We start from the raw sequence: 23,413 nt of genomic DNA, 5'->3' as shown, positions 1-23,413 counted from the left end.
CAACATAGCAAATGGCGCGGGAATACACTGCAGTTTCGCCGCTTGGACACGACGAGGATGACCACATGGCATTGGCGCAACACAAACTGAGTCTGGACGATTACATCGCCTGGGAAAACGCACAGCCCGAGCGGCACGAGTTTTACCGCGGTGAGGCCTTCGCCATGGTGGGGGTGCGGCGGGTGCATGGGATGGTGTCGGGCAATCTTTTCGCCGCATTGAAATCCGCCCTGCGCGGCGGCCCCTGCGAGGTGTTCACCGAAAGTCTGAAGGTACAGGTGGCCGATGAGGCGGTGTTTTATCCGGACGTGTTCGTCACCTGCCATGCCGACGACCTGCGTACCGACATGGTGTTTCGTCACCCGGTGCTCATCGTCGAGGTGTTGTCTGACAGCACGCAGGGCTATGACCGCAGCCTGAAGTTTGCGATGTACCGGCGCATCGCCGAGTTGCGCGAATATGTGCTGATCGACCCCGACAGCCGCAGCGTGGAGGTGTTCAGGCGCAACGAACGCGGCCTGTTCGAACTGCACGATTTCACCGGCACGTCTGAGCTGGAACTCGCCAGCGTGCAACTGCGCATCTCCCTGGCGGAAGTGTTCAGCGGGCTGGAGCCGCTGCCAGCCGTCTAATCCCGCCGCCTGATTCTTCCCCTACGCCGCTGCACGGCAGACGACGGCGAGCTTGTTGCCGTCGGGGTCGCGCACATAGGCGGCGTAGAAATCGGGGCCGTAGTGCGGGCGCAGACCTGGCGCGCCTTCGCTGCGACCGCCATGCGCCAGCGCGGCGGCGTGAAAGGCATCGACCTGCGCCCGGGTGCTCGCGGCCAACGCGATCATGGTTCCATTTCCCACTGTGGCCGGCTGACTGTCGAAGGGTTTGCACACCCACAGCGCCAGTTCAACCCGCCCTTCGTCGGCGTAGCGGCCCCAGCCGATTTCATGGCTGGGATCGTCGTCTTCCGTCACGCAGCGCGCGTGCCCGAGCGCGGCCAACACCGGGTCGTAAAACGCGGCCGCCCGAACAAGATCGTTGCTGCCGAGCATGAGGTAGGTGAACATGGTGTGCGCTCAGTGGGTTTTCGGCACGCTGCTTTTCGCCGGGCCGCCTTTTACCGTTTGTTTGCGTGGCGGCTTTGGAGAACTGGCTGCGTTGTGCCGATCGACATAGGCATCGAGCAGGTTGCGGATCATGCGCTGATATTGGGAATGATGGGCCTGCGCCTGATGCTTGAAAAAATCAACGCTCTTCTTGCTCAACGCGAGGGTGACCTTGACGCCTTCTTCGCGGAACACCAGAGCCTCCGGTGGCGGCAAAAAATCTTTGACAATTTCCACGTCACCAACGGGCTCATCGGTGTATTTGATTTTCTTGCTCATAGAGGGTTTTTCCTTTGCGCCAATAGCCCGCTCCGATGATGCGTATGGTGCGGCCTCTCATGGTGAACCGCACGGTGAGGATGCCGCCGTCCACTTCACCGAAACAAAAATATCGCGCCTCGTCTTGGCTGTGCTGCTTGTCTCGCACGATCACGCGGCGCGGATCGGCAAATGCATACTGCGCGCGGCCGAAACCAACGCCATGCTTTTCTCGGTTGGCTTCATCCTTCTCCGCATCCCATTCAAAGCTCGGTTTCTGCATGGCGACATTTTAGATTAAACCCATACTTTTCGCCATATTTCACTACCGATTCACGGTGCCAAACTCCTCATGAAAAACTCAGAACCGCCCCAAGTTTTCTCATCTCCCTCGGGGGGGGGCTGACGCGAATGCGGCAGATCTGGGGGCGCTTTCACGCAAAAATCTTCCCCGGATTGAGGATGCCTTTGGGGTCGAGTGCCTGCTTGACGGCGCGCATCACGTCGAGCGCGTCGTCGCCGGCTTCCTCGCGCAGAAAGCCCTGCTTGTGCAGGCCGATGCCGTGTTCGCCGCTGCAGGTGCCACCGAGTTTTAGGGCGCGGCGCACGAGTTGGGCGTTGAGGCGTTCGGCCAGTTCGCGTTCTTCGGGCTTGGCGGGGTCGATGAGGTAGCCGATGTGGTAGTTGCCGTCGCCCACATGGCCGACAACGAAGTAGGGCAGACCGGCGGCGTCGGCCTCAAGAATGGTGTCGTTGATGCTCTCGGCCAGGCGCGAAATGGGCACGCAGGTGTCAGTGGTGACGCAGCGGCAGCCGGGCTTCATTTGCAGCGCGGAGAGGTAGGCGTGGTGCCGCGCCTTCCATAGCTTGCTGCGTTCTTCCGGCGTATCGGCCCAGGCGAAGTCGGAGCCGGCGTAGTCTGCTGCGAGGGCCTGCACGGTTTCGGCCTGCTCGCGCACCCCGGCGGGCGAGCCGTGGAATTCCATCAACAGCAGGGGCTGCTCGGGCAGGCCGAGATGGTCGTGGGCGTTGACCGCGCGCACCGCGCCGGGGTCCATCAGTTCCACGCGGGCGATGGGAATGCCGGCCTGGATGAGGGCGATGGTGCAGTCCACCGCGTGCGCCACATCGGGGAAGGAGCACACCGCCGCGGCCACGGCCTCGGGTTGCGGGTAGAGGCGCAGGGTGACTTCGGTGATGATGCCCAGCGTGCCTTCGCTGCCCACCATGAGGCGGGTGAGGTCGTAGCCCGCGCTGCTCTTGCGCGCCTGGGTGCCGGTGCGCACCACGCGGCCATCGGCCAGCACCACTGTGAGCGCCAGCACGTTTTCGCGCATGGTGCCGTAGCGCACGGCGTTGGTGCCGGAAGCGCGGGTGGCAGCCATGCCACCGAGAGAGGCGTCGGCGCCGGGGTCGATGGGGAAAAACAGGCCGGTGTGGCGCAGTTCGTCGTTCAACTGCAGCCGCGTGACCCCGGCCTGCACGGTAACGAGCATGTCGGCGGCGGCCACATCGAGCACGCGGTTCATGCGGGTGAGATCAAGGCTGATGCCGCCCTGCACCGCGAGCAACTGGCCTTCGAGCGAAGATCCCGCGCCAAAGGCGATGACGGGCACGTCGTGCGCGGCGGCCAGTTTCACCGCGTCAGCCACGTCTTGCGTACTTTCGCAGAACACCACGGCTGAGGGCGGCGGCACGTCGAACGGCGATTCATCGCGCCCGTGCTGCTCGCGCACCGCCTGTGCGGTGGAAAGCTGCGCGCCGAACCGCGTGGCCAGCGCGTCGAGCAGGGCGGGCGGCGTGGGTCGGGTGAGAATCTTCGGGGCAATGGGGGCGTTCATGGCATGTCCTTATGAATCAGCGACTTCTCCCCGCAAGGATAGGCCGCTTGTCAGCCCTCTGCCCAGAGGGCTTGCATGGCGCGCTCGAAAGCTTGCGCGCACTGGGCAGCTTGCGGATGCTGGCCGTCGTGCAGGACCCAGCGCCCGGCCACCATGACCGCGTTCCATGCCGTGGAGGGACTGGAAAACACGAGGGCGTCGAGCAGATGGCTTGGCGGCATGCCGAGGGTAGCCGCGGCATGCGGGTTGAGCACCAGAGCGTCGGCGCGGGCGCCTGGCGTCAAGCCCCACGCGGGCTGTCCGGCGGCGTGGGCGCTGCCAGCCTGCACGCAGGACCACAGCCGGACCGCTGTGGACGGCTGCGCGGCTTCTGGCGCTGCCGCGGTGTTGCGCTGACGCTGGATGAGTCGCTGACCATATTCGAGCCAGCGCACTTCCTCTCTCCAGTCGCGGGTGATCTGGCTGTCCGACCCCAGGGTGATGGGCACGCCTTGCGCCAGAATGCCCGGCAGATCGGGCAGGCCGTCGCCGAGGTTGGCTTCGGTAGTGGGGCAGAGCACGATGCCCGCGCCGCTGCGGGCAACGGCGTCGATTTCTTCCGGCTCGGTGTGGGTGGCGTGGACGAGTTGCCAGCGCGCGTCGAGCAAACCCTGCGCCGCTAGCCATGCGATGGGTCGCTGGCCGGTGGCGGCGAGGCAATCGTCCACCTCGGCGGTTTGCTCGGCAACGTGGATGTGGATGGGACCGTCGAAGCCGTCTGCCCGTTGCACCAGCGCTTGAACAGACGCGGGCGACGCAGCGCGCAAGGAATGAATGGCGATGCCCGCGTCCAGCCCCGGTTGGCGTCGGCCCCGGATGGTTTGCACCGCCTGCCACACGCTTTCGGCGTTGGTGGCGAAGCGCCGTTGGTCCGGGCGCAGCGCGGGTTGCTGAAAGCCGGCGCGCTCATACAGCACCGGCAGCAGGGTGAGGCCGATGCCCACTGCGCGCGCCGCATCGGCCAGCGCCCAACTGAAGGCGAGCGGATCGGCGTAGGGCTGGCCATCTGGCGCGTGCTGCAGGTAATGAAACTCGCACACCTGCGTGTAGCCGCCCCGCAGCAGTTCGATGTAGAGCTGCGCGGCAATGGCATGCAATTGCTCCGGGGTGATGCGCAGGGCCACGCGGTACATGCGGTCACGCCACGACCAGAAGGTGTCGGCGGCACTGGTGCGCTGTTCGGCTAGACCGGCAAAGGCGCGCTGGAAGGCATGGCTGTGCGCATCGACCAGCCCAGGCAGCACAGTGCCCAGTTGTTCTGCGCCCTGCGGCGGCGTGAGCACGCCGGGAACGATCTCGGCCCAGTGGCCGTCCGCACCAATGCGCAGCAGCACGTTGTCTTGCCAGCCCCCGGGCAGCCAGGCGCGCTGGGCCCACAGCAGAGAATCAGCGGGTTTGTTCATGCGGCCTCCATGCCAGCATGGCGTCGATTAGTCGCTCCAGCACGGGGCGCAACCTTGCGGTGCGTGCGGGGTCGAGGCGAAACGGCGGGGCTTCCTGCATGTAAGTGGAAAAACACATTTCCATCTGCACCGCATGAATGCCTTGCGCGGGTTGACCGTAGTGGCGGGTGATGTAACCGCCCTTAAAGCGGCCGTCGACCACCTGAGAAAACTTAGTCTGCCGCGCAAGCACCTCGGCCAACTCCGCACGCAACTGCGGCCCGCAACTGGCCCCGTTGGCGGTGCCCAGATTGAGGTCGGGCAAAGTGCCCTCGAACAACCACGGCAGCGTGGACTGGATGCTGTGACCGTCCCACAGCAGGGCGTAGCCGTGCCGCGCATGCAGGCGTTGCAACTCGGCGTTGAGCGCGGCGTGGTAGGGGCGCCAGTAGTCCGCCAGCCGCTGCGCAATCTCGGCTGCGTCTGGCTCCTGCCCCGGCCGGTAGATCGGCTGGCCGGTGAAGGCGTGGGTCGGGCAAAGCTCGGTGTTGTTCACGCCGGGATACATGGGCGCGTTTTCAGGCGGGCGGTTGAGGTCGATGACATAGCGCGAAAACCGTGGCACGAGCAGGCTGGCGCCGCGTTGCACGGCAAAGGCGTAGATCGGCTCGAGATGCCAGTCGGTATCGTCCACATTCAAGGCCTGCGCGGTGTAGCGCGGCTTGAGGGCTGCGGGAATTTCGGTGCCTACATGCGGCAAGCTCACCAGCAAGGGGCTGTCACCGCTGTGGAGGGTATAGGTGGATGGGGTGGATGTGTCTTGCATGGTTCAGACCTCCTGGCCGCCGATGAACACCCGACAGGCCGGATTCAAACCCAGCCAGTAACTGAGTTCGTTGGGATGATGCAGGGGCCAGGCGACGAAGTCGGCGCGCTGCTGTGCGGCAAGTTGGCCGCGGTCGTGCAGGCCGAGCGCCCGCGCGCCGTTCACGGTAAAGCCACGCAGGGCTTCTTCGGGCGTGAGGCGAAACAGGGTGCAGGCCATATTGAGCATGAGCAGCGGGTTCAGGGTGGGGGACGAGCCGGGGTTGTGGTCGGTGGCCAGTGCGATGGGCACGCCGGCCTCGCGCAGCGCGGCGACCGGCGGCAAGCGGGTTTCGCGCAGGAAGTAGAAGGCGCCGGGCAACAGCACCGCCACGCTGCCCGCGCGGGCCATCGCCGCGATGCCTTGCGGGTCGAGGTACTCCAGATGGTCGCAGGACAGCGCGCCGTAACTGGCCGCCAGCGCCGCCCCGCCCTGGTCGCTGAGTTGTTCCGCATGCAGCTTGACCGGCAGGCCGAGGACGCGGGCGGCGTCGAACACCCGCCCGGTTTGCGCCGGGGTGAAGGCGATGCGCTCGCAGAACGCATCCACCGCGTCCACCAATCGTTCAGCCTTGAGCTGGGGCAGCCAAGTGCAGACGGCGTCGATGTAGTCGTCCGCGCGGCCCTCGAACTCGGGCGGCAGGGTGTGCGCGGAAAGGCAGGTGGTGTGCACAGTCAGCGGCAGTTCCTGCCCGACCTTGCGCGCGGCTCGAAGGCAGCGGGCTTCGTGCTCCAGGCTCAAGCCGTAGCCGGACTTGATTTCCACCGTGGTCACCCCGGCGCGCATGAGGTTGCGGGCGCGCTCGCGCGTGGCGGCCAGAAGCTCTGCATCACTGGCGGCACGAGTCGCCCGCACCGTCGCTCGAATGCCACCGCCGGCGCGTGCGATGTCTTCGTAGTTCGCCCCGTTGAGCCTCTGCTCGAACTCGTCAGCGCGCTGGCCGCCGTAAACCAGATGGGTATGACAGTCGACCAAACCCGGCGTGACCAGGGCGCCGCCCAGATCGTGCGTGCGCGCTGCGGCCACATCGCTTGGCAGTTCCGACTCGGGTCCCACCCAGCGCAGCATGTCGCCCTCGGCGAGCAACGCTCCCTCGTCGATCAAACCCCATCCGTGTGTGCCATCGAGGGTGCAAAGCCGGGCATTGCGATAGAGGGTCAGCATAATGCAGTGGGCTCCGTTTGAACGGCCAGCCAATAGCCGATGCGGGCTTCGTCGGCGCGATCGGCCTCGAAGATCAGACTGCCGGGCGCACGCTCAAACCACAGCAAGCTGAATGCGGGCATCGGAACGACAACAGCCTTGCGCGCATCGCCCTGATCGGCAATGTGGCAATGCCCCGACTGCGTAGCGAACAAGCCGCAAGCGCCGCCTGCTGCACTCCATGCAAGCCCCGCATCTGCGCGCTGCATCCGTCCGCTGACATTGCGCAGCATGAGGTTGAGATCACGCGTGGCGGCGCCCAGCAGTCGGCAGTGGATCTGCGCCGCGCCATCGAAGCGAAGCGGGTCTTCATGCGGACGTTGACGATGGTCGCTGCTGTCGACCTGCAGATGCACACCCTCGCCCTCCAGCACGGCAAACCAGCGCTCCACTCCCGGATAAGACGAGAACGCGACGTCACCGTTGATATCGGCCACGCTGATGCGGTATTGCCAGTTTTGCGAGTCGGGCGCGGCCAGCAGTTCCCGCGTCATGCCGCCACCGTTGCGCCAGGGCTGGGCGACGATGGACGCGCAGTCGATCAGCCGGGGATTCATGGCTGAAAACGCCCTTCCAACAGGTAGCGACTACCCGGATGCACCAGCCGCACCAAGGTCACAGGAGCGCCCCGGCTGACCGTCCAGCGGGTGATGACCAGACAGGGTTCGGTCGGCTCGATCTTCAGATACCGAGCCTCCTGCCGTGTCGGGCTCACGGCCTCGATGGTGTAGGAGGCCTCCCACATCGGCGCGACTTCAAGCAGATATTGCGTCGGCGTGGTGCTGGAAAAATCGGCGTCCAGGTAGCGCGGCGCCGCAGCGGGATTCACCCAGCGGTCTTCCAGTTGCAGGGGAACGTCGTCCTCGAAATGAATCGCCAGGGAATGGAACACTTTGGCGCCGACCTTGAGCCCCAACCGACGCGCCACCGAAGCGGATGCGGCCTCCTCGCGGCGCAGCTTGAGATCCAGCCGGTGGCGATGGCCGCGCGACTCGACATGCTCGTGCATGTCGCGGATGGAAAGCGTTGACGACAAGCGGTGCAGTTGCGCCGCGAAGGTGCCCACACCCTGCACCCGGTCAACCAAGCCCTCGGCCTGAAGCTCTCGCAGTGCGCGGTTCACCGTCATGCGGCTGACGCCGAACAGGGCCACAAGCTCTGCCTCCGAAGGCATCAACTCGCCAGGCTTCCACCGGCCCTGCTCCAGCCCCTGCTTGAGATGTTGCTTGACACGGTTGTAGGGCGCCGTGGCTGCTGCGCCGAGATCGATCTTTGCAATGGCATTCATGGTTTCATCTTAGTTGCACGCACCTGTCTATACAAGTTGATTTCCGAGCGGAAATGACTAGGGTAAATGCGGATCAAAATGGCTTGTACACGCTTGTCTAGACAACTAGAGTGGTCACCACGCAACGACCCAGAAGTGAGCTAGACCATGACCGACCTCTCCACCCCTCCGCAACAAACAGCACAGCGCGTCATTCGCGCTCCTCGCGGCACACAACTGACCTGCAAAAACTGGTTGATCGAAGCCGCCTACCGCATGATTCAAAACAACCTCGACCCCGACGTGGCCGAGAACCCTCAGGCCCTGGTGGTCTACGGCGGCATCGGCAAAGCCGCGCGCAACTGGGAATGCTTTGACGCCATCCTGCGCGAGCTGCGCGCCTTGAAGGAAGACGAAACCCTGCTGGTGCAGTCCGGCAAGCCCGTCGGCGTGTTTCGCACCCATGTGGATGCACCAAGAGTGCTCATTGCCAACTCCAATCTGGTGCCGAAATGGGCTACTTGGGAACACTTCCACGAGCTTGACCGCAAGGGCCTGATGATGTTCGGCCAGATGACGGCAGGCTCGTGGATTTACATCGCCAGCCAGGGTATCGTGCAGGGCACCTACGAGACCTTCGTCGAAGCCGGGCGGCAGCATTTCGGCGGCGACCTTGCCGGGCGCTGGATTCTCACCGCCGGACTGGGCGGCATGGGCGGCGCGCAGCCGCTGGCAGCCACCTTTGCCGGTGCGTCATCGCTGAATATCGAATGCCAGCAAAGCCGCATCGATTTCCGTCTGCGTTCCAAATACCTGGACGAGCAGGCGAACGACCTCGACGACGCCCTGGCTCGCATGGCGCGCTATGCCGACGAAAAAAGGGCGGTGTCGGTCGGCCTGCTGGGCAATGCGGCGGAACTTTTGCCGGAGCTGGTGAAGCGCGCCAAGGCCGGCGGCATCAAACCCGATCTGCTGACCGACCAGACCTCGGCGCACGATCTGATCAACGGTTACCTACCGATGGGCTGGACGCTGGAGCGCTGGAAAACCGCACAGACCGACGCCAGCCAGCACTCGGCGCTGACCACAGCCGCCGCCAGGAGCTGCGCCGTGCATGTGCAGGCCATGCTCGACTTCCAGGCCATGGGCGTGCCCACTTTCGACTACGGCAACAACATCCGCCAGGTGGCGCTCGATCAGGGGGTGAAAGACGCTTTCGCCTTCCCCGGATTCGTGCCCGCCTACATCCGCCCGCTGTTCTGTCGTGGCAAGGGGCCGTTTCGCTGGGTGGCGCTGTCGGGCGACCCGGAAGACATCCGCAAGACCGACGCCAAGCTCAAGGAATTGTTCCCGCACGACCACCATCTGCATCGCTGGCTGGACATGGCGGAAGAGCGCATCGCGTTTCAGGGCCTGCCCGCGCGCATCTGCTGGCTGGGTCTGGGCGAGCGTCACAAGGCTGGTCTTGCCTTCAATGAAATGGTGAAGTCGGGCGAACTGAAGGCCCCCATCGTCATCGGCCGCGACCATCTCGACAGCGGCTCGGTGGCCTCGCCCAACCGCGAAACCGAAGCCATGCGCGACGGTAGCGACGCCGTGTCGGATTGGCCGCTGCTCAACGCCCTGCTCAATACCGCGGGCGGCGCCACCTGGGTGTCGCTGCATCACGGCGGCGGCGTGGGCATGGGCTACTCGCAGCATGCCGGCGTGGTCATCGTCTGCGACGGCACGGAGGCCGCCGCCAAGCGGCTTGAGCGCGTGCTGTGGAACGACCCCGGCACCGGCGTGATGCGCCATGCAGACGCCGGCTACCCCGAAGCCGTGGCCTGCGCAGAAGAATGCGGGCTGCATCTGCCGATGGTGAGCAAAGCATGAAGATCACCGTCACACCGGGCCAGCTCGACATGGCCCAACTCAAAAGGATTCACGCGGGTGGCGTGCAAGTGGAACTTGCGCCGTCCGCCTGGGAAGCCGTGAAGGCAAGCGCCGCCATTGTTGAGAAAGCCGCCCGTGGGGATGCGCCGGTTTACGGCATCAACACCGGATTTGGCAAACTGGCCAGCACCCGCATCGACGCGCACGACCTTGCACAGTTGCAGGTCAATCTCATCCGCTCGCACTGTGTGGGCGTTGGCGAACCCATGCGCGCCTCGGTCGTCAGGCTGATGCTGGCGCTCAAGGTGTCCTCGCTCGCCCGGGGCTACTCGGGCGTGCGGCCGGTGGTGATCGAAACCTTGATGGCCGTGCTCAACGCCGGACTAATTCCCGAAGTGCCCAGCCAAGGTTCGGTCGGCGCATCGGGCGATCTCGCCCCGCTCGCGCACATGACTCTGGCCTTGATCGGCGAGGGCAGTTTCGTCGTCGATGGGCAATCCGTTCCCGCGAGCGAAGTGCTGAGTGCGGCGGGCATCAAACCTCTCGCACTCGCGGCGAAAGAGGGTCTGGCCTTGATCAACGGCACGCAGGCGTCCACCTCGCTGGCCTTGCATGCCTTGATCGATTTCCAGCCGGTTTACGAGGCGGCGGTCGTCTCAGGCGCGCTCAGTCTGGAGGCGGCCAAAGGCAGCGACGCGCCGTTCGATCCGCGCATTCATGCCGTGCGCGGGCACCCCGGACAAATCGCCACGGCCGCCTGCTATCGCACCCTGCTGCACGACAGCGCCATTCGCGCGTCACACCTCAAGGGCGACGACCGCGTGCAAGACCCCTACTGCCTGCGCTGCCAACCGCAGGTCATGGGCGCCTGCCTGGACCAACTGCGCTACTGCGCCGAAGTGCTGCTGCGCGAGGCCAATGCCGTGACCGACAACCCACTGGTCTTCCCGGACGACGGCGCGCTCATCTCGGGCGGCAACTTTCACGCCGAGCCCGTGGCGCTGGCGGCAGACGCCATGGCCGTGGCCATCGCGGAGGTAGGCGCCATCGCAGAACGCCGCATCGCCATGCTGATCGACACCAGCGTGTCGCGGCTGCCCGCCTTTCTCTGCGTGGAACCGGGGCTGCACTCGGGCTTCATGATCGCCCACGTCACCGCCGCCGCCCTGGCCAGCGAGAACAAATCGCTGGCGCACCCGGCCAGCGTTGACTCCCTGCCCACCTCGGCCAATCAGGAAGACCATGTGTCCATGGCCACCTTCGCCGCGCGTCGGCTGCAGGCCATGATCGACAACGTCGCCCACATCATCGCCATTGAATGGCTGGCCGCCGCACAGGGCGTTGATTTCCTGCGCCCGCTGCACAGCTCAGACGCACTTGAGAGCGCCATCGCCCTGCTGCGCGCCAAGGTATCGCGCATGACCGAAGACCGCGTCATCGCACGCGATATTCAGGCCGCGTTCGCATTGATCCGCGATGGGAAATTGGCGCAAATTTTGCGTGACAAAACCGAATGCGATGCCTTCTGGCCCGCTGAGTCTGCAGGTTCCTGATGCAGAGCAAGCCGATGCGCTGATTGCCGGATTCGGCGCATCTCACCCAACAACCGGCACGGCACGACTCCACAACGAAAGGCAGATGCTCCATGGCACAAGAAACGGCGGTGATTGAGCGTAGAACCATTGATTTCGTTCCGGAAAGCGAACGGCATGGCAAGGTGTTTTCCATGTTCACGCTGTTCTTTTCCGGCAATATGCAGATCACCGCGGTGGCCGTGGGGGTGATTCCCATCGAACTCGGCCTGAGTCTGTGGTGGAGTGTGTTCGCCGTGGTGCTGGGGAACATTCTGGGCGGCTTCGTCATGGCGGCCCACGCGGTGCAGGGGCCGCGCATCGGCATTCCGCAGATGATTCAGAGTCGGGCGCAGTTTGGCGTGCTGGGCGCCAACATTCCCCTTGCCTTTGTCGTGCTGATGTATCTGGGATTTTTCTCGGGCAGCGCCATTCTGGGCGGCTCGGCCGTGGCGCTGCTGCTGGGGGTGTCCAAGCCCATCGGCATCCTCATCACCAATCTGCTGACCTTCCTGCTGTTGGCGCTGGGCTACGACACCATTCACCGCTACGCCAAATGGGCTGCGTATGTGTTTGCGGCCATTTTCATCGTGGCGACCGTGATGGCCATCAGCAAGCTGACGGCCATGCCCGCCGCCCCTGCGGCTGCGGCAGCGGTGTCTTTGCCCATGCTGCTGGTGGCCATTTCCATTTTCGCCACCTGGCAAATCACCTACGGGCCTTACGTCGCCGACTATTCGCGCTACATGCCAAAAACCACTTCGGCGCGCGCCATTTTCTGGAACACCTATTTCGGCTCGGTGATCGGCTCCGGCTGGGCCATGCTCGTCGGCGTGGCGCTCGGTCTGCTGAACCAGAAGGTGGCGTCGGCCGACCCAACCGCGGCGTTCTCGGGTCTGTTCAGTGGGCCGACGGCGTGGCTCTATGGCGCTGTGCTGTTCATCGTTCTGGCGGGTGTGGTGGTGGTCAACGCGCTGAATCTTTATGGCGGCAGCCTGTCCACCCTCACCATCCTCAGCTCAAGTGCTGGACTGCGGCAATCCACGCTGCAGCATGGCAAATGGTGGCGGATCGGCCTTGGGGCGACCGGCGCCGTGATCGGCAGCCTGATCGCCATCCTCGGGGCGAACAGCGTGATGGCCTATCTGAACAACTTGCTGCTGATCCTCATGTATGTGTTCGTCCCTTGGTCAGCCATCAACCTGACCGACTTCTTCCTGCTGCGTCACGGTGAGTATTCGATCCCGGACATCTACGACCGGCGCGGCCGCTACGGCGCCTGGGGGTGGCCCGCCCTGATCGCCTTCGCCGTGGCCATTCTGGTCGAGGTGCCGTTTATGAGCATGCCGTTTTTCACCGGCCCGGTTGCCAGCATGATCGGCGGGGCCGACGTGACCTGGGTGGTCGGGCTGATTGTCGCCAGCGTGCTCTACGCCATACTGATGAAAAAAGCAGCGCCCAAGACGGCCTGAAGGCCGAGGCGGGCGCCGCACGACGGCCAGCGGCCTGTGCGAGTTTGTGCGATTTCCCGGCGCCAGAAAATCGCCGGGAACTTCACTATGCTCTTTCGGATTTCGTCTATCCATCCGAAAAGGGCAAGTCTCCATGGGCCACCGCCTCACCGCCATATCCACCCGCACCGGCGACGCGGGCACCACCGGGCTGGGGGACGGCTCGCGCTGTCTGAAATCGGCCGCGCGCATTCAGGCGCTGGGCGAGGTCGATGAGCTGAATTCGCATCTCGGGCTTTTGCGCAGCATGGGGCTGCCGCAGGCCATCGACGCCTTGCTCTCGCAGGTACAGCACGATCTGTTCGATCTCGGCGGCGAGCTATCGGTGCCCGGCATGACGCTGCTCAAACCCGAGCAGGTGGCCGCGCTCGATGACGCGCTGAAAGACTACAACGCCAAACTGCCGCCGCTGGCTGAGTTCATTCTGCCCGGAGGCACGCAAACGGCCTCGCAGGCGCATGTGTGCCGCACCGTGGCGCGCCGTGCCGAGCGGGCGGTGGTGGCGGTGTCATGCGAGGTGGCGCAGGCCGGCGGGGCCGAGGCGGCCACGCTGCTGCGCGCCGAACTGCTGCAATACCTCAATCGCCTGTCCGATCTGCTGTTCGTGCTGGCGCGCACGCTCAACCGCGCGGGCGACGCCGCCAGCACCGAGGTGTACTGGAATCATCAGCGTCAGCCCAGGGCTTGACGCCCAAGCGGCACACTCAAAGCGACAAACTTCTTCACACTGTCTGCACACGGCTTTCACGTCGCGCAGGCACGATGTGAAGACTGCCCATCGATCTGTTTCCACCGTGACACCCCGCCCATGACTGCGAACTCCCCCTCCCCTGAACAATATCGCCGTCCTTTCACCGCGAGCCGCTGGCTGTGGGGCGGGCTGGGCGTGGCGCTGCTCGCCGCGGGCAGTCTGGCCTTGCTGGGCAGCGAGCACCCGGCGCAGGCGCAGATGCGCGGCCCGGGCGGAATGGAAAAAGGGCAGATGCCGCCGCAGCCAGTCACGGCATCCGTCGCCAAAACGCAGGACGTGCCGGTATGGCTCACCGCGCTGGGCACGGTCACGCCGCGCAGCTATGTGAACGTGATGCCGCGGGTGGCCGGACTGCTGCAGAGCGTGGACTACAAGCAGGGGCAGACGGTCAAGGCCGGGCAGTTGCTCGCGCAGATCGACCCGCGGCCCTTCCGCATCGCGGTGGAGCAGGCGCAGGCGCAACTGGAGCAGACGCAGGCGCAGCTCTCCGGCGCGCAAAGCGATTTGCTGCGCTATGAAACCCTGCTCAAGCAAGACTCGATTTCGGCGCAGCAGGTCAGCGACCAGCGCGCCACGGTGGCCCAGCTCAAGGCCACGCTCGATGCCAACAAGGCCGCGCTCGACAACGCCAAACTGCAACTGAGCTGGACGCGCATCACCGCCCCGGTCAGCGGTCTCACCGGCCTGCGCCCAGTGGACGCCGGCAATATGGTGACGACTTCGGGCGCCGTGGGCAGCAACACCAGCAGCAGCACCAACTCGGCCTCGCCGGTTGCCACCATCGCGCAGGTGCAGCCGGTGGACGTGACTTTCGCTCTGCCGCAGCAGCAGATTGGCGAGGTGGTGAGCCAGCTCATGGCGGGCAAACAGTTGCAAACGCAGTCTTGGGATGCCCGCAACACCCAGCTGCTCGAAACCGGCAAGCTGGTCGCGGCCGACAACCAGATCAACAGCACGACGGGCACCCTCAATCTGCGCGCCGAGTTCGCCAACCCGAAGCTGACCCTGTTCCCCAACCAGTTCGTCAACGTGCGGCTGCTGGTGCGCACCCTTCCCGACGCGATCGTGGTGCCCACCACCGCCGTGGCGGTTGGCGCGCCCGGCACCTATGTGTATGTCATCGGGCCGGACAACAAGGTGAAGATGCGAGTAGTGAAAACCGGGGTGGCGTATGACAACCTCACGCAGATCGTCAGCGGCCTGAAAGCGGGCGAGCGCGTCGTCACCGACGGCCTCGACCGCCTGCGCGACGGCCGCGAGGTGAAGGTGGTGCAGGCAGTGGTGCAGGCCGCGGACAGCGCCGGGAAAGAACGTGCCAGACCTGACGCCCACGCCAAGCCCGCCGCCAGCGGAGCACGCTGAGCATGAGCGCGCCACACGACGACAAAACCTCCCCTCCCCAGCCCTCCCCGCACAGCGCAGAGGGAGCAAACCCCTCCCCCTCGGGTGGGGGAGGTTGGGAGGAGGCGCCGCTCGAAGACCGGCCCAGTCCATCGCGGCTGTTCATCCTGCGCCCTATCGCCACCACGCTGCTGATGATTGCGGTGCTGGTGGCCGGGTTCGTGGGCTACAAGCTGCTGCCGCAGGCCGCGCTGCCCGAAGTCGATTACCCCACCATCCAGGTCACCACGCTCTACCCCGGCGCCAGCCCGGATGTGATGACCTCCTCGGTCACCGGCCCGCTGGAACAGCAGTTTGGCCAGATGCCGGGGCTGGCGCAGATGTGGTCGGTGAGTTCCGGCGGCGCCTCGGTCATCACCCTGCGCTTCGATCTGTCGCTGTCGCTCAGCGTGGCCGAACAGGAAGTGCAGGCCGCCATCAACGGCGCGAGCAGTCTGCTGCCTTCCGATCTGCCGCAGCCGCCGATCTACGCCAAGGTCAACCCGGCCGACGCCCCCGTCATCACCCTCGGCCTGACCTCGGCCACGCTGCCGCTCACCAGCCTGTACGACCTGGCCGACACGCGCCTGAGCCAGAAGCTCTCGCAGGTGTCGGGCGTAGGCCTGGTCACGCTCTCGGGCGGACACAAACCGGCGATTCGCGTGACGGTCAACGGCCCGGCGCTGGCCGCACTCGGGCTGACGCTCGACAGCATTCGCACAGCGATTGCCGGGGCCAACGTCAACAGTCCCAAAGGCAGCATCAGCGGCAGCCAGCAGTCGTTCAGTATCGACGCCAACGATCAGTTGCAGTCGCCGCAGCAATACCGCGACATGATCATTGCCTACTCCGGCGGCGCGCCGGTGCGGCTGGGCGACGTGGCCACCATCAGCACCGGGGCTGAGAACGCCTGGCAGGCCGCGCTGGTCAACGGCAAGCCGGGCATCGTGATCAACGTGCAGCGCCAGCCGGGCGCCAATGTCATCGCCGTGGTCGATGCGATTCACAAGCTGCTGCCCAGCCTGCAGACGCAACTGCCGGCCGCCGCGCAGCTCACGGTGCTGTCCGACCGCACCGTGACCATCCGCGCGGCCATTGCCGACGTGCAGTTCGAGCTGCTGCTGGCCGTGCTGCTGGTGGTGCTGGTGATCTTCGTGTTCCTGCGCAGCGTGCGCGCCACCTTCATTCCGGCTACCGCAGTGCCGCTGGCGCTGGTGGGCACTTTCGGCGCGATGTATCTGTTCGGTTTTTCGATCAACACCCTCACCCTCATGGCGCTGACCATCGCCACCGGCTTCGTGGTGGACGACGCCATTGTGATGATCGAAAACATCTCGCGCTACATCGAAGCCGGCGAACGTCCGCTGACCGCCGCGCTCAAAGGCGCGGGCCAGATCGGCTTCACCATCATCACCCTCACCTTCTCGCTCATCGCCGTGCTCATTCCGCTGCTGTTCATGGGCGATGTGGTGGGGCGGCTGTTCCGCGAATTCGCCATCACCCTGGCGGTGGCCATTGTCATTTCGGCCATCGTGTCGCTGACCTTCACGCCCATGCTGTCGGCCCGTCTGCTGCGGCACACGCCGGAGGAAAAACAGAGTCATTTGTTTCGTTCCACCGGCGCGTTTTTCGACCGGCTTTCGGCCAGCTACACCCGCGCGCTGCGCTGGGTGCTGCGGCATCAGCCGCTGGTGCTGCTGTTCGCGGCAGGCACGCTGGTGCTCACGGTGGTGCTGTACGTGCTCATTCCCAAAGGCTTCTTCCCGGTGCAGGACACCGGCATGATCCAGGCCACCACAGTGGCGCCGCAGGACGTGTCGTTCCAGTCGATGAACGCGCGCCAGCAGGCGCTGGTCGATGCGCTGCTCAAAGATCCGGCGGTGGAGTCGGTGTCATCGGTGGTCGGCATCGACGGGGTGAACACCACCATGAACACCGGGCGGCTGCTCATCTACCTCAAGCCGCTCGATGAACGCCCGCGGGTGCAAGCCCTCATCAACCGGCTCGACGCGCGCGCCGCCAAGGTCGAAGGCATCGAAACCTATCTGCAGCCGGTGCAAGACCTGACCATCAACGACATCGCCAGCCGCTACCCCTATCAGTTCAGCCTGTCGGCCACCAGCGCCGCGCAGCTCTCCAGCGCCAACACCGCGCTGATGGACCGGCTCAAGGCGCTGCCGCAACTCTCCGGCGTGACCAGCGATTTGCAGGATCAGGGCTTGCAGGCTTATGTGGACGTGGACCGCAGCGCGGCCTCGCGCCTGGGTATCACCATGAGCACGATTGACAGCGCGCTGTACAACGCCTTCGGCCAGCGGCTGGTCTCGACCATCTTCACGCAATCGGCGCAGTACCGCGTGGTGCTCGGCGTGGAAAAACAGCCCGACCAGGGCCTTGGCGCGTTCAACAGCGTGTATCTCACCGGAAGCAACGGGCAGGCGGTGCCGCTGTCGGCCATCGCCACCATCGAGCCGCGTGCCACGCCGCTGGCCATCGACCATCTGGGCCAGTTTCCGGCGGCGCTCATTTCCTTCCAGCTCGCGTCCGGCGTGTCGCTGGGCGAAGCGGTGGACGCCATCAACCAGGCTGCAAAGCAGGCCGCGCTGCCCGCCTCGGTGACCATCGCCTTCCAGGGCTCGGCCAGCGCCTTTCAGTCGGCGCTGTCCAACCAGCTCTGGCTGCTGCTCGCCGCGGTGGCCACCATGTATATCGTGCTGGGCGTGCTGTATGAGAGCTACATCCACCCGATCACCATTCTGTCCACCCTGCCCTCGGCCGGCATCGGCGCGCTGCTGGCGCTGATGGCCACCGGGCACGACCTCACGGTGATCGCCATCATCGGCATCATTCTGCTCATCGGCATCGTGCAGAAAAACGCCATTCTGATGGTGGACTTCGCGCTGGACGCGCAGCGCAACCAGGGCCTGCCGCCCGATGAGGCCATGCTGCAGGCGGCGCACCTGCGGCTGCGCCCCATTTTGATGACCACCTTTGCCGCGCTGTTCGGCGCGGTGCCGCTGGCGCTGGGTACGGGCATGGGCTCGGAGCTGCGCCAGCCGCTGGGCATTGCCATCGTCGGCGGCCTGCTGGTATCGCAGGTGCTCACGCTGTTCACCACGCCGGTGATCTATCTGGCATTCGACCGGCTCGCCACCCGCACCGCGGCCTGGCGTGCGCGCACCTTCGGCTCGGCGCCACCGGCTGCAGCGCTGTCCGACGAGGATGCGCGGTGAACCCGTCCGCCCTGTTCATCCGCCGTCCCATCGCCACCAGTCTGCTGGCGCTGGCGGTGCTGCTGGCGGGGCTGATCGCCTTCCGGCTGCTGCCGGTGTCGCCGCTGCCGCAGGTGGACTTTCCCACCATCGTGGTCAACGCCAAAATGGCCGGGGCCAGCCCGGAAGTCATGGCCGCCACGGTGGCCACGCCGCTGGAGCGCAGCCTGGGCACGATTGCCGGCATTTCGCAGATGACCTCCAGCAGTTCGCTGGGTTCGACCCGCGTCATCCTGCAGTTCAGTCTGTCGAAAAACATCAACGATGCCGCACGCGAAGTGCAGGCGGCGATCAATGCGGCCATTCCGCTGTTGCCTTCCGGCCTGACCGGGCGGCCCACGTACAAAAAGATGAACCCGGCGGACGCGCCGATCATGATTCTGTCGCTCACCTCCAAGAGCCTGTCGCGCGGGCAGATGTTCGATGCCGGCTCGACCATTCTGGCGCAGAAAATTTCGCAGATCGCGGGCATCGGCTCGGTCACCGTGGGCGGCGCCGCGCTGCCTGCGGTGCGGGTGGAACTCGACCTGCCCCGCGTCAACGGCATGGGGCTGGGGCTGGAGCAGGTGCGCCAGGCCATCGCCAGCGCCAATGTGGATACGCCCAAGGGCGCCATCGACAGCGCCACGCATCGCTGGCAGGTGGGCGCCAATGACCAGCTCTCCACGCCGCAGCAATACCAGCATATCGTGGTGGGCTACCGCAACGGCGCGCCGATCCGCCTCGACCAGATTGCGCAGGTCAGCGAAGGCCTGCAGAACGACCAAAATATGGGCCTGGCCAACGGCCAGCCCTCGGTGCAGCTCATCATCTACCGCCAGCCAGGGGCGAACATCATCGATGCGGTCGAAGGGGTGAAGGCGGCGCTGCCGCAGCTCAAAGCCTCGATCCCGGCGGCCATCAACATCACCATCATGTCCGACCGCACCACCACCATCCGCGCGTCGCTGGACGAGGTGGAAAAAACGCTGATCCTCGCGGTGCTGCTGGTGATTGCCGTGGTCTGGCTGTTCCTGCGCGACTGGCGCGCCACGCTCATTCCGGCCATTGCGGTGCCGCTGTCGCTGGTGGGCACTTTCGCCGCCATGTGGCTGCTCGACTATTCGCTCGACAACCTCTCGCTGATGGCGCTGATCGTGGCCACCGGCTTTGTGGTGGACGACGCCATCGTGGTGCTCGAAAACATCATGCGCCATGTGGAGGAAGGGCTGTCGCCGCTGGCTGCCGCCTTCAAGGGCGCGCGCGAAGTGGGCTTCACCGTGCTGTCGATGAGCATATCGCTGGTGGCGGTGTTCATCCCGGTGCTGTTCATGGGCGGCATTGTCGGCCGGCTGTTCCACGAGTTCGCCGTCACGCTGTCGGTGGCCATTGGCATCTCATTGCTGGTGTCGCTCACCGTCACGCCCATGCTGGCCTCGCGCTGGCTGCGGCCGCAAGCGCGCCCGGCTCACGGCGTGCCCAAACCAACCTCCTGGCTGGAACGGGGCTGGAATCATGTCCATCACGGCTACGCCCGCAGCCTGCGCCGGGCGCTGCTGCACCCGGTGCTGATGCTGGTGCTGTTTTTCTCCACCATCGGGTTGACGGTGTATTTGTTCAAAGTCGTGCCCAAAGGCTTTTTCCCCACGCAGGACACCGGGCTGCTGATCGGCTCGGTGCAGGCCGATCAGTCGATCTCGTTCCAGGACATGAGCAAGAAGCTGGAGCAGATCGTCGCCATCGTGCGCAAGAACCCGGGCATGGAAAACGTGGTGGCGTTCACCGGCGGCGGCACGACCAACAGCGCCTTCATGTTCATGCAGCTCAAGCCCATCGATCAGCGCAAGGGCGTGCAGAGCATCATCGTCGAGCTGCGCCGGGCGCTGACGCGCGTGCCCGGCACGCAGACCTTCATGTTCCCGGTGCAAGACATCCGCGCCGGCGGGCGGCCTTCGGCGGCACTGTATGAGTACACCCTGCAGGCGTCCGACCTGAACACCCTGCGCGAGTGGGAGCCCAAGGTGCTGGCCGCGTTCAAGCGCATTCCGGGCCTGAACGACGTCAACAGCGACCAGCAGGCCAACGGCCTGCAGCTCTCTCTGGTGATCGACCGCGCGGCCGCGGCGCGCTATGGCATTGCCGTGTCCACCATCGATCAGACCCTCAACGACGCTTTCGGCCAGCGCCTGGTGTCCACCATCTACAAGCCGCTCAACCAGTACCGCGTGGTGATGGAAGCTGCGCAGCAATACCAGAACAACGCCCAGGCGCTGAACGATGTTTTTCTGGTGGGCAGCAGCGGCCAGCGCGTACCGCTCTCGGCGCTAGCGCATCAGGAACTGACCAACACCCCGCTGGCGGTCAACCATCAGGGTCTGTTCGTCTCGTCGACCCTTTCATTCAATCTCGACAAGGGCGTGTCGCTCGGCAGCATCCAGACCAAGATCGACGACGCCACCGCCGCCATCGGCCTGCCGTCCGAGATTCACGGCGGCTTCCAGGGCACGGCGCAACTGTTCTCGGACACGCTGAAAAACGAGCCGCTGTTCATCATGGCCGCCATCTTCGCCATCTACATCGTGCTGGGTATGTTGTATGAGAGCACCCTGCACCCGCTCACCATTCTGTCCACCCTGCCCCCGGCCGGGCTGGGCGCGCTGCTGGCCTTGCAGCTCACGCACACCGAGTTTTCCATCATCGCGCTGATCGGCGTGTTCCTGCTCATCGGCATCGTGAAAAAGAACGCCATTCTCATGGTCGATTTCGCCCTCACCGCAGAACGCGAGCATGGCGCCAGCCCGCGCGACGCCATCTATCAGGCCGCCACGCTGCGGCTGCGCCCCATCCTCATGACCACGCTGGCCGCGCTGGGCACAGCTTTGCCGCTGGCCTTCATCACTGGCAACGGCGCCGAGTTGCGCCAGCCGCTGGGCATCTCCATCGCCGGGGGACTGATCGTCAGCCAGGCGCTCACGCTCTACACCACCCCGGTGATCTACCTCGAACTCGACCGCCTGCGCCGCTGGACGCTGCGCAAATTCGGCCGCAGCGACCGCCCTGCGGCTCTCGATTCCACGGCCTGAACCTCATGAAAACCATCGTCCCGCCCCGCCTGTCGCTCGCCGTCCCCTTGGTCTTGATGCTGGCTGCCTGCGCCGCCACGCCGCCTGAAGCCCCGGTGAAAATCGCCCTGCCTGCCAGCTATGCCCAAGCCCAGAGTGGCTGGGAACCTGCGCAGGCGATGGCCGCGGCGCCGCGCGGCACGTGGTGGAGCGTGTTTGACGACCCGGCGCTCGCCGACCTCGAAGCGCAGGTGGCACAACACAACCAGAGCCTCGCCGCCCAGCTTGCCGCTTACGAACAGGCGCAGGCCGCTGTGTCACAGGCCCAGGCCGCCTACTACCCTGCAGTGACTGCCGGAGCTTCGGCCAACCGCGCCAGAACCGCGGGCACCGGCACCGTGGGCAACAGCCTGAGCGCCTCGCTCGGTGCCAGTTGGGAGCCCGACCTGTGGGGCAAAGTGCGGCTGCAGGTGCAAGCCGGGCAGGCCACCGCTGCCGCCAGCGCCGCCACCCTGGCCAACACCCAGCTCAGCCTGCAATCGACACTCGCCACCAGCTATCTGCAATTGCGCACCGTGGACGCGCAGATCGTGCTGGCCAAGAACACCGTGGCCGCCTACCAGCGCGCTCTGCAGATCACCGACAACCGCTACAAGGCCGGGGTGGGCACCGCCGCCGACGTCGCCCAAGCGCGCACCCAGTTGCTGCAGGCGCAGACCAGCCTGACCGATCTGGGCGTGACCCGCGTGCAGTTGCAAAACGCCATTGCCGTGCTCGTGGGCAAGCCCCCGGCGGAGTTCTCCCTGCCTGCTGCGGGCGCTCTGCCCGAGGTGCCCGCCATTCCCGCGGGCATCCCCGCACAGCTGCTTCAGCGCCGGCCCGATCTGGCCGCGGCCCAGGCTCAGGTGGCTGCGGCAAACGCCCAGATCGGCGTCGCGCAGACCGCCTGGTTCCCCAACCTCACGCTCTCGGCGCAGGGCGGCAGCCAGGCCGCGCGCATTGCCGAGCTGTTTTCCGCGCCCTCGCTGTTCTGGTCTATCGGCCCGCAACTCGCGGCCACACTGTTCGACGGCGGACTGCGCCGCGCGCAGGTGCAAAGCAGCCAGGCGGCCTACCGCCAGACGGTCGCCAACTACCGCCAGAGCGTGCTGACCGCGCTGCAACAGGTGGAAGACAACCTCGCCGCACAGCGCATCCTGGCGCAAGAGGCGCAGCAACAGGCCGAGGTGGTGCAGGCCGCCGAGGTCTCGCTGCGTCTGGCCGAAAACCAATACAAGGCCGGCACCGCGCCCTATCTCAACGTGCTCACCGCGCAGACCACGGCCACCAGTGCGCGCAATGCGCAGCTCACCCTGCTGAACCGTCGCTACGGCGCCAGCGTGGCCCTGATTCAAGCGCTGGGCGGCGGCTGGGGCGCGGCCGACACCCCCGCCATCGGCCCCTTGCCAGCGGCTTCGGCCACAGCGCGATAGGCGCACGCGGACGGCAGCGCCAGACGGCGGCTGTTCGTACCATCGCCCCATGTCCGCCACCGCCCTGCTCACTCTGCTGGCCGCCAGCGTCCTGCTGGTTCCGCTGTTCAAACGCTTCGGCCTGGGCTCGGTGCTCGGCTATCTCGTGGCGGGCATCGCCGTCGGGCCTTACGGTCTGGGCGTGGTGAGTCGGCCGGAGTCAGTGCTGCACACCGCCGAACTGGGCGTCACGCTGCTGATGTTCCTCATCGGTCTGGAGCTGCAGCCCAGCCGCCTGTGGGCGCTGCGGCGGCAGGTGTTCGGCCTGGGTGCGCTGCAAATGACCGGAGTGGCGCTGCCGGTTGCCGCCATCGCCGCGGCGCTGGGCCTGGGGTGGACGGGCGCGGCGCTGATTGGCGTAGCGCTGGCGATGTCGTCCACCGCCTACATCCTGCCGCTGCTGGCCGAGCGCCGGGAGCTGACCACGCGCTTCGGCCGGGAGACCTTCGCCATCCTGCTATTCCAGGACGTGAGCGTGATTCCCATCCTGGCGCTGCTCGCCCTCACCGGCGCCGGCGGGCAGGCGCCGGGCTGGCCCGCCCTGGC

19 protein-coding genes are annotated in these 23,413 nt (G+C 65.7%); 10 read left to right on the top strand and 9 right to left on the bottom strand.

What is annotated here, in order from left to right; all coding sequences use genetic code 11:
- Window positions 1-65 precede the first annotated feature (65 nt).
- Window positions 66-632, top strand: a complete 567-nt coding sequence (locus AC2VLV_RS00320; RefSeq protein ID WP_486988099.1) for a Uma2 family endonuclease — start codon at window positions 66-68, stop codon at window positions 630-632.
- A gap of 21 nt (window positions 633-653) precedes the next feature.
- Here the strand turns inward: AC2VLV_RS00320 and AC2VLV_RS00315 are convergent, their stop codons facing one another.
- The 9 genes from AC2VLV_RS00315 to hutC form a co-directional block, all read right to left on the bottom strand.
- Window positions 654-1,061: a VOC family protein gene (locus AC2VLV_RS00315; protein ID WP_486988098.1), complete on the bottom strand. Its 408-nt coding sequence runs from the start codon at window positions 1,059-1,061 to the stop codon at window positions 654-656.
- Window positions 1,062-1,070: 9 nt separating this feature from the next.
- A complete protein-coding gene (locus AC2VLV_RS00310; RefSeq protein ID WP_486988097.1) occupies window positions 1,071-1,379 on the bottom strand; it encodes a hypothetical protein in 309 nt (102 codons plus the stop codon).
- On the bottom strand, window positions 1,351-1,641 hold the full coding sequence (locus AC2VLV_RS00305) for a BrnT family toxin (protein ID WP_013122378.1): 291 nt from the start codon (window positions 1,639-1,641) through the stop codon (window positions 1,351-1,353). Before AC2VLV_RS00305 ends, AC2VLV_RS00310 begins: the two co-directional genes overlap by 29 nt.
- 151 nt (window positions 1,642-1,792) lie before the next feature.
- Entirely contained in the window at window positions 1,793-3,199 is a 1,407-nt protein-coding gene (locus tag AC2VLV_RS00300; protein WP_486988096.1) for an FAD-binding oxidoreductase, read from the bottom strand.
- A gap of 50 nt (window positions 3,200-3,249) precedes the next feature.
- Entirely contained in the window at window positions 3,250-4,641 is a 1,392-nt protein-coding gene (locus AC2VLV_RS00295) for a formimidoylglutamate deiminase (RefSeq protein ID WP_486988095.1), read from the bottom strand.
- Window positions 4,625-5,446, bottom strand: a complete 822-nt coding sequence (hutG, locus tag AC2VLV_RS00290; protein ID WP_486988094.1) for an N-formylglutamate deformylase — start codon at window positions 5,444-5,446, stop codon at window positions 4,625-4,627. Before hutG ends, AC2VLV_RS00295 begins: the two co-directional genes overlap by 17 nt.
- A 3-nt stretch (window positions 5,447-5,449) precedes the next feature.
- Complete coding sequence (gene hutI, locus AC2VLV_RS00285) at window positions 5,450-6,649, bottom strand: imidazolonepropionase (protein WP_486988093.1); 1,200 nt, start codon at window positions 6,647-6,649, stop codon at window positions 5,450-5,452.
- Window positions 6,643-7,245, bottom strand: coding sequence for a HutD/Ves family protein (locus AC2VLV_RS00280; RefSeq protein WP_486988092.1), 603 nt, complete (start codon window positions 7,243-7,245; stop codon window positions 6,643-6,645). Before AC2VLV_RS00280 ends, hutI begins: the two co-directional genes overlap by 7 nt.
- The gene (gene hutC / locus AC2VLV_RS00275) at window positions 7,242-7,976 is read right to left on the bottom strand and encodes a histidine utilization transcriptional repressor HutC (protein ID WP_486988091.1); all 735 of its coding nucleotides are present in this window, start codon (window positions 7,974-7,976) and stop codon (window positions 7,242-7,244) included. The genes AC2VLV_RS00280 and hutC overlap by 4 nt, the downstream gene beginning before the upstream one ends.
- Before the next feature lie 147 nt (window positions 7,977-8,123).
- On the opposite strand from hutC, the gene hutU reads away from it, so the two are divergent.
- The 9 genes from hutU to AC2VLV_RS00230 all read left to right on the top strand — a co-directional run.
- The gene (hutU, locus tag AC2VLV_RS00270) at window positions 8,124-9,830 is read left to right on the top strand and encodes a urocanate hydratase (protein WP_486988090.1); all 1,707 of its coding nucleotides are present in this window, start codon (window positions 8,124-8,126) and stop codon (window positions 9,828-9,830) included.
- Window positions 9,827-11,383, top strand: coding sequence for a histidine ammonia-lyase (hutH, locus tag AC2VLV_RS00265; RefSeq protein ID WP_486988089.1), 1,557 nt, complete (start codon window positions 9,827-9,829; stop codon window positions 11,381-11,383). Before hutU ends, hutH begins: the two co-directional genes overlap by 4 nt.
- A 92-nt stretch (window positions 11,384-11,475) precedes the next feature.
- On the top strand, window positions 11,476-12,873 hold the full coding sequence (locus AC2VLV_RS00260; protein ID WP_486988088.1) for a purine-cytosine permease family protein: 1,398 nt from the start codon (window positions 11,476-11,478) through the stop codon (window positions 12,871-12,873).
- A 133-nt stretch (window positions 12,874-13,006) separates the two neighbouring features.
- A complete protein-coding gene (locus AC2VLV_RS00255; RefSeq protein WP_486988087.1) occupies window positions 13,007-13,600 on the top strand; it encodes a cob(I)yrinic acid a,c-diamide adenosyltransferase in 594 nt (197 codons plus the stop codon).
- Window positions 13,601-13,720: 120 nt separating this feature from the next.
- On the top strand, window positions 13,721-15,025 hold the full coding sequence (locus AC2VLV_RS00250) for an efflux RND transporter periplasmic adaptor subunit (RefSeq protein ID WP_486988086.1): 1,305 nt from the start codon (window positions 13,721-13,723) through the stop codon (window positions 15,023-15,025).
- Between the two features lie 2 nt (window positions 15,026-15,027).
- A complete protein-coding gene (locus AC2VLV_RS00245; RefSeq protein ID WP_486988085.1) occupies window positions 15,028-18,276 on the top strand; it encodes an MdtB/MuxB family multidrug efflux RND transporter permease subunit in 3,249 nt (1,082 codons plus the stop codon).
- Entirely contained in the window at window positions 18,273-21,377 is a 3,105-nt protein-coding gene (locus AC2VLV_RS00240) for an efflux RND transporter permease subunit (RefSeq protein ID WP_486988084.1), read from the top strand. The genes AC2VLV_RS00245 and AC2VLV_RS00240 overlap by 4 nt, the downstream gene beginning before the upstream one ends.
- Before the next feature lie 5 nt (window positions 21,378-21,382).
- The gene (locus AC2VLV_RS00235; protein WP_486988083.1) at window positions 21,383-22,828 is read left to right on the top strand and encodes an efflux transporter outer membrane subunit; all 1,446 of its coding nucleotides are present in this window, start codon (window positions 21,383-21,385) and stop codon (window positions 22,826-22,828) included.
- 49 nt (window positions 22,829-22,877) lie between these two features.
- The coding region (locus AC2VLV_RS00230) for a cation:proton antiporter domain-containing protein (RefSeq protein WP_486988082.1) at window positions 22,878-23,413 on the top strand (536 nt) is incomplete at its 3' end.

The sequence above is a fragment of the Thiomonas sp. TH-17 genome, assembly GCF_057473305.1.
The sequence above is the reverse complement of the archived record's forward strand: the minus strand, read 5'-3'. Positions and strand labels throughout refer to the sequence as shown.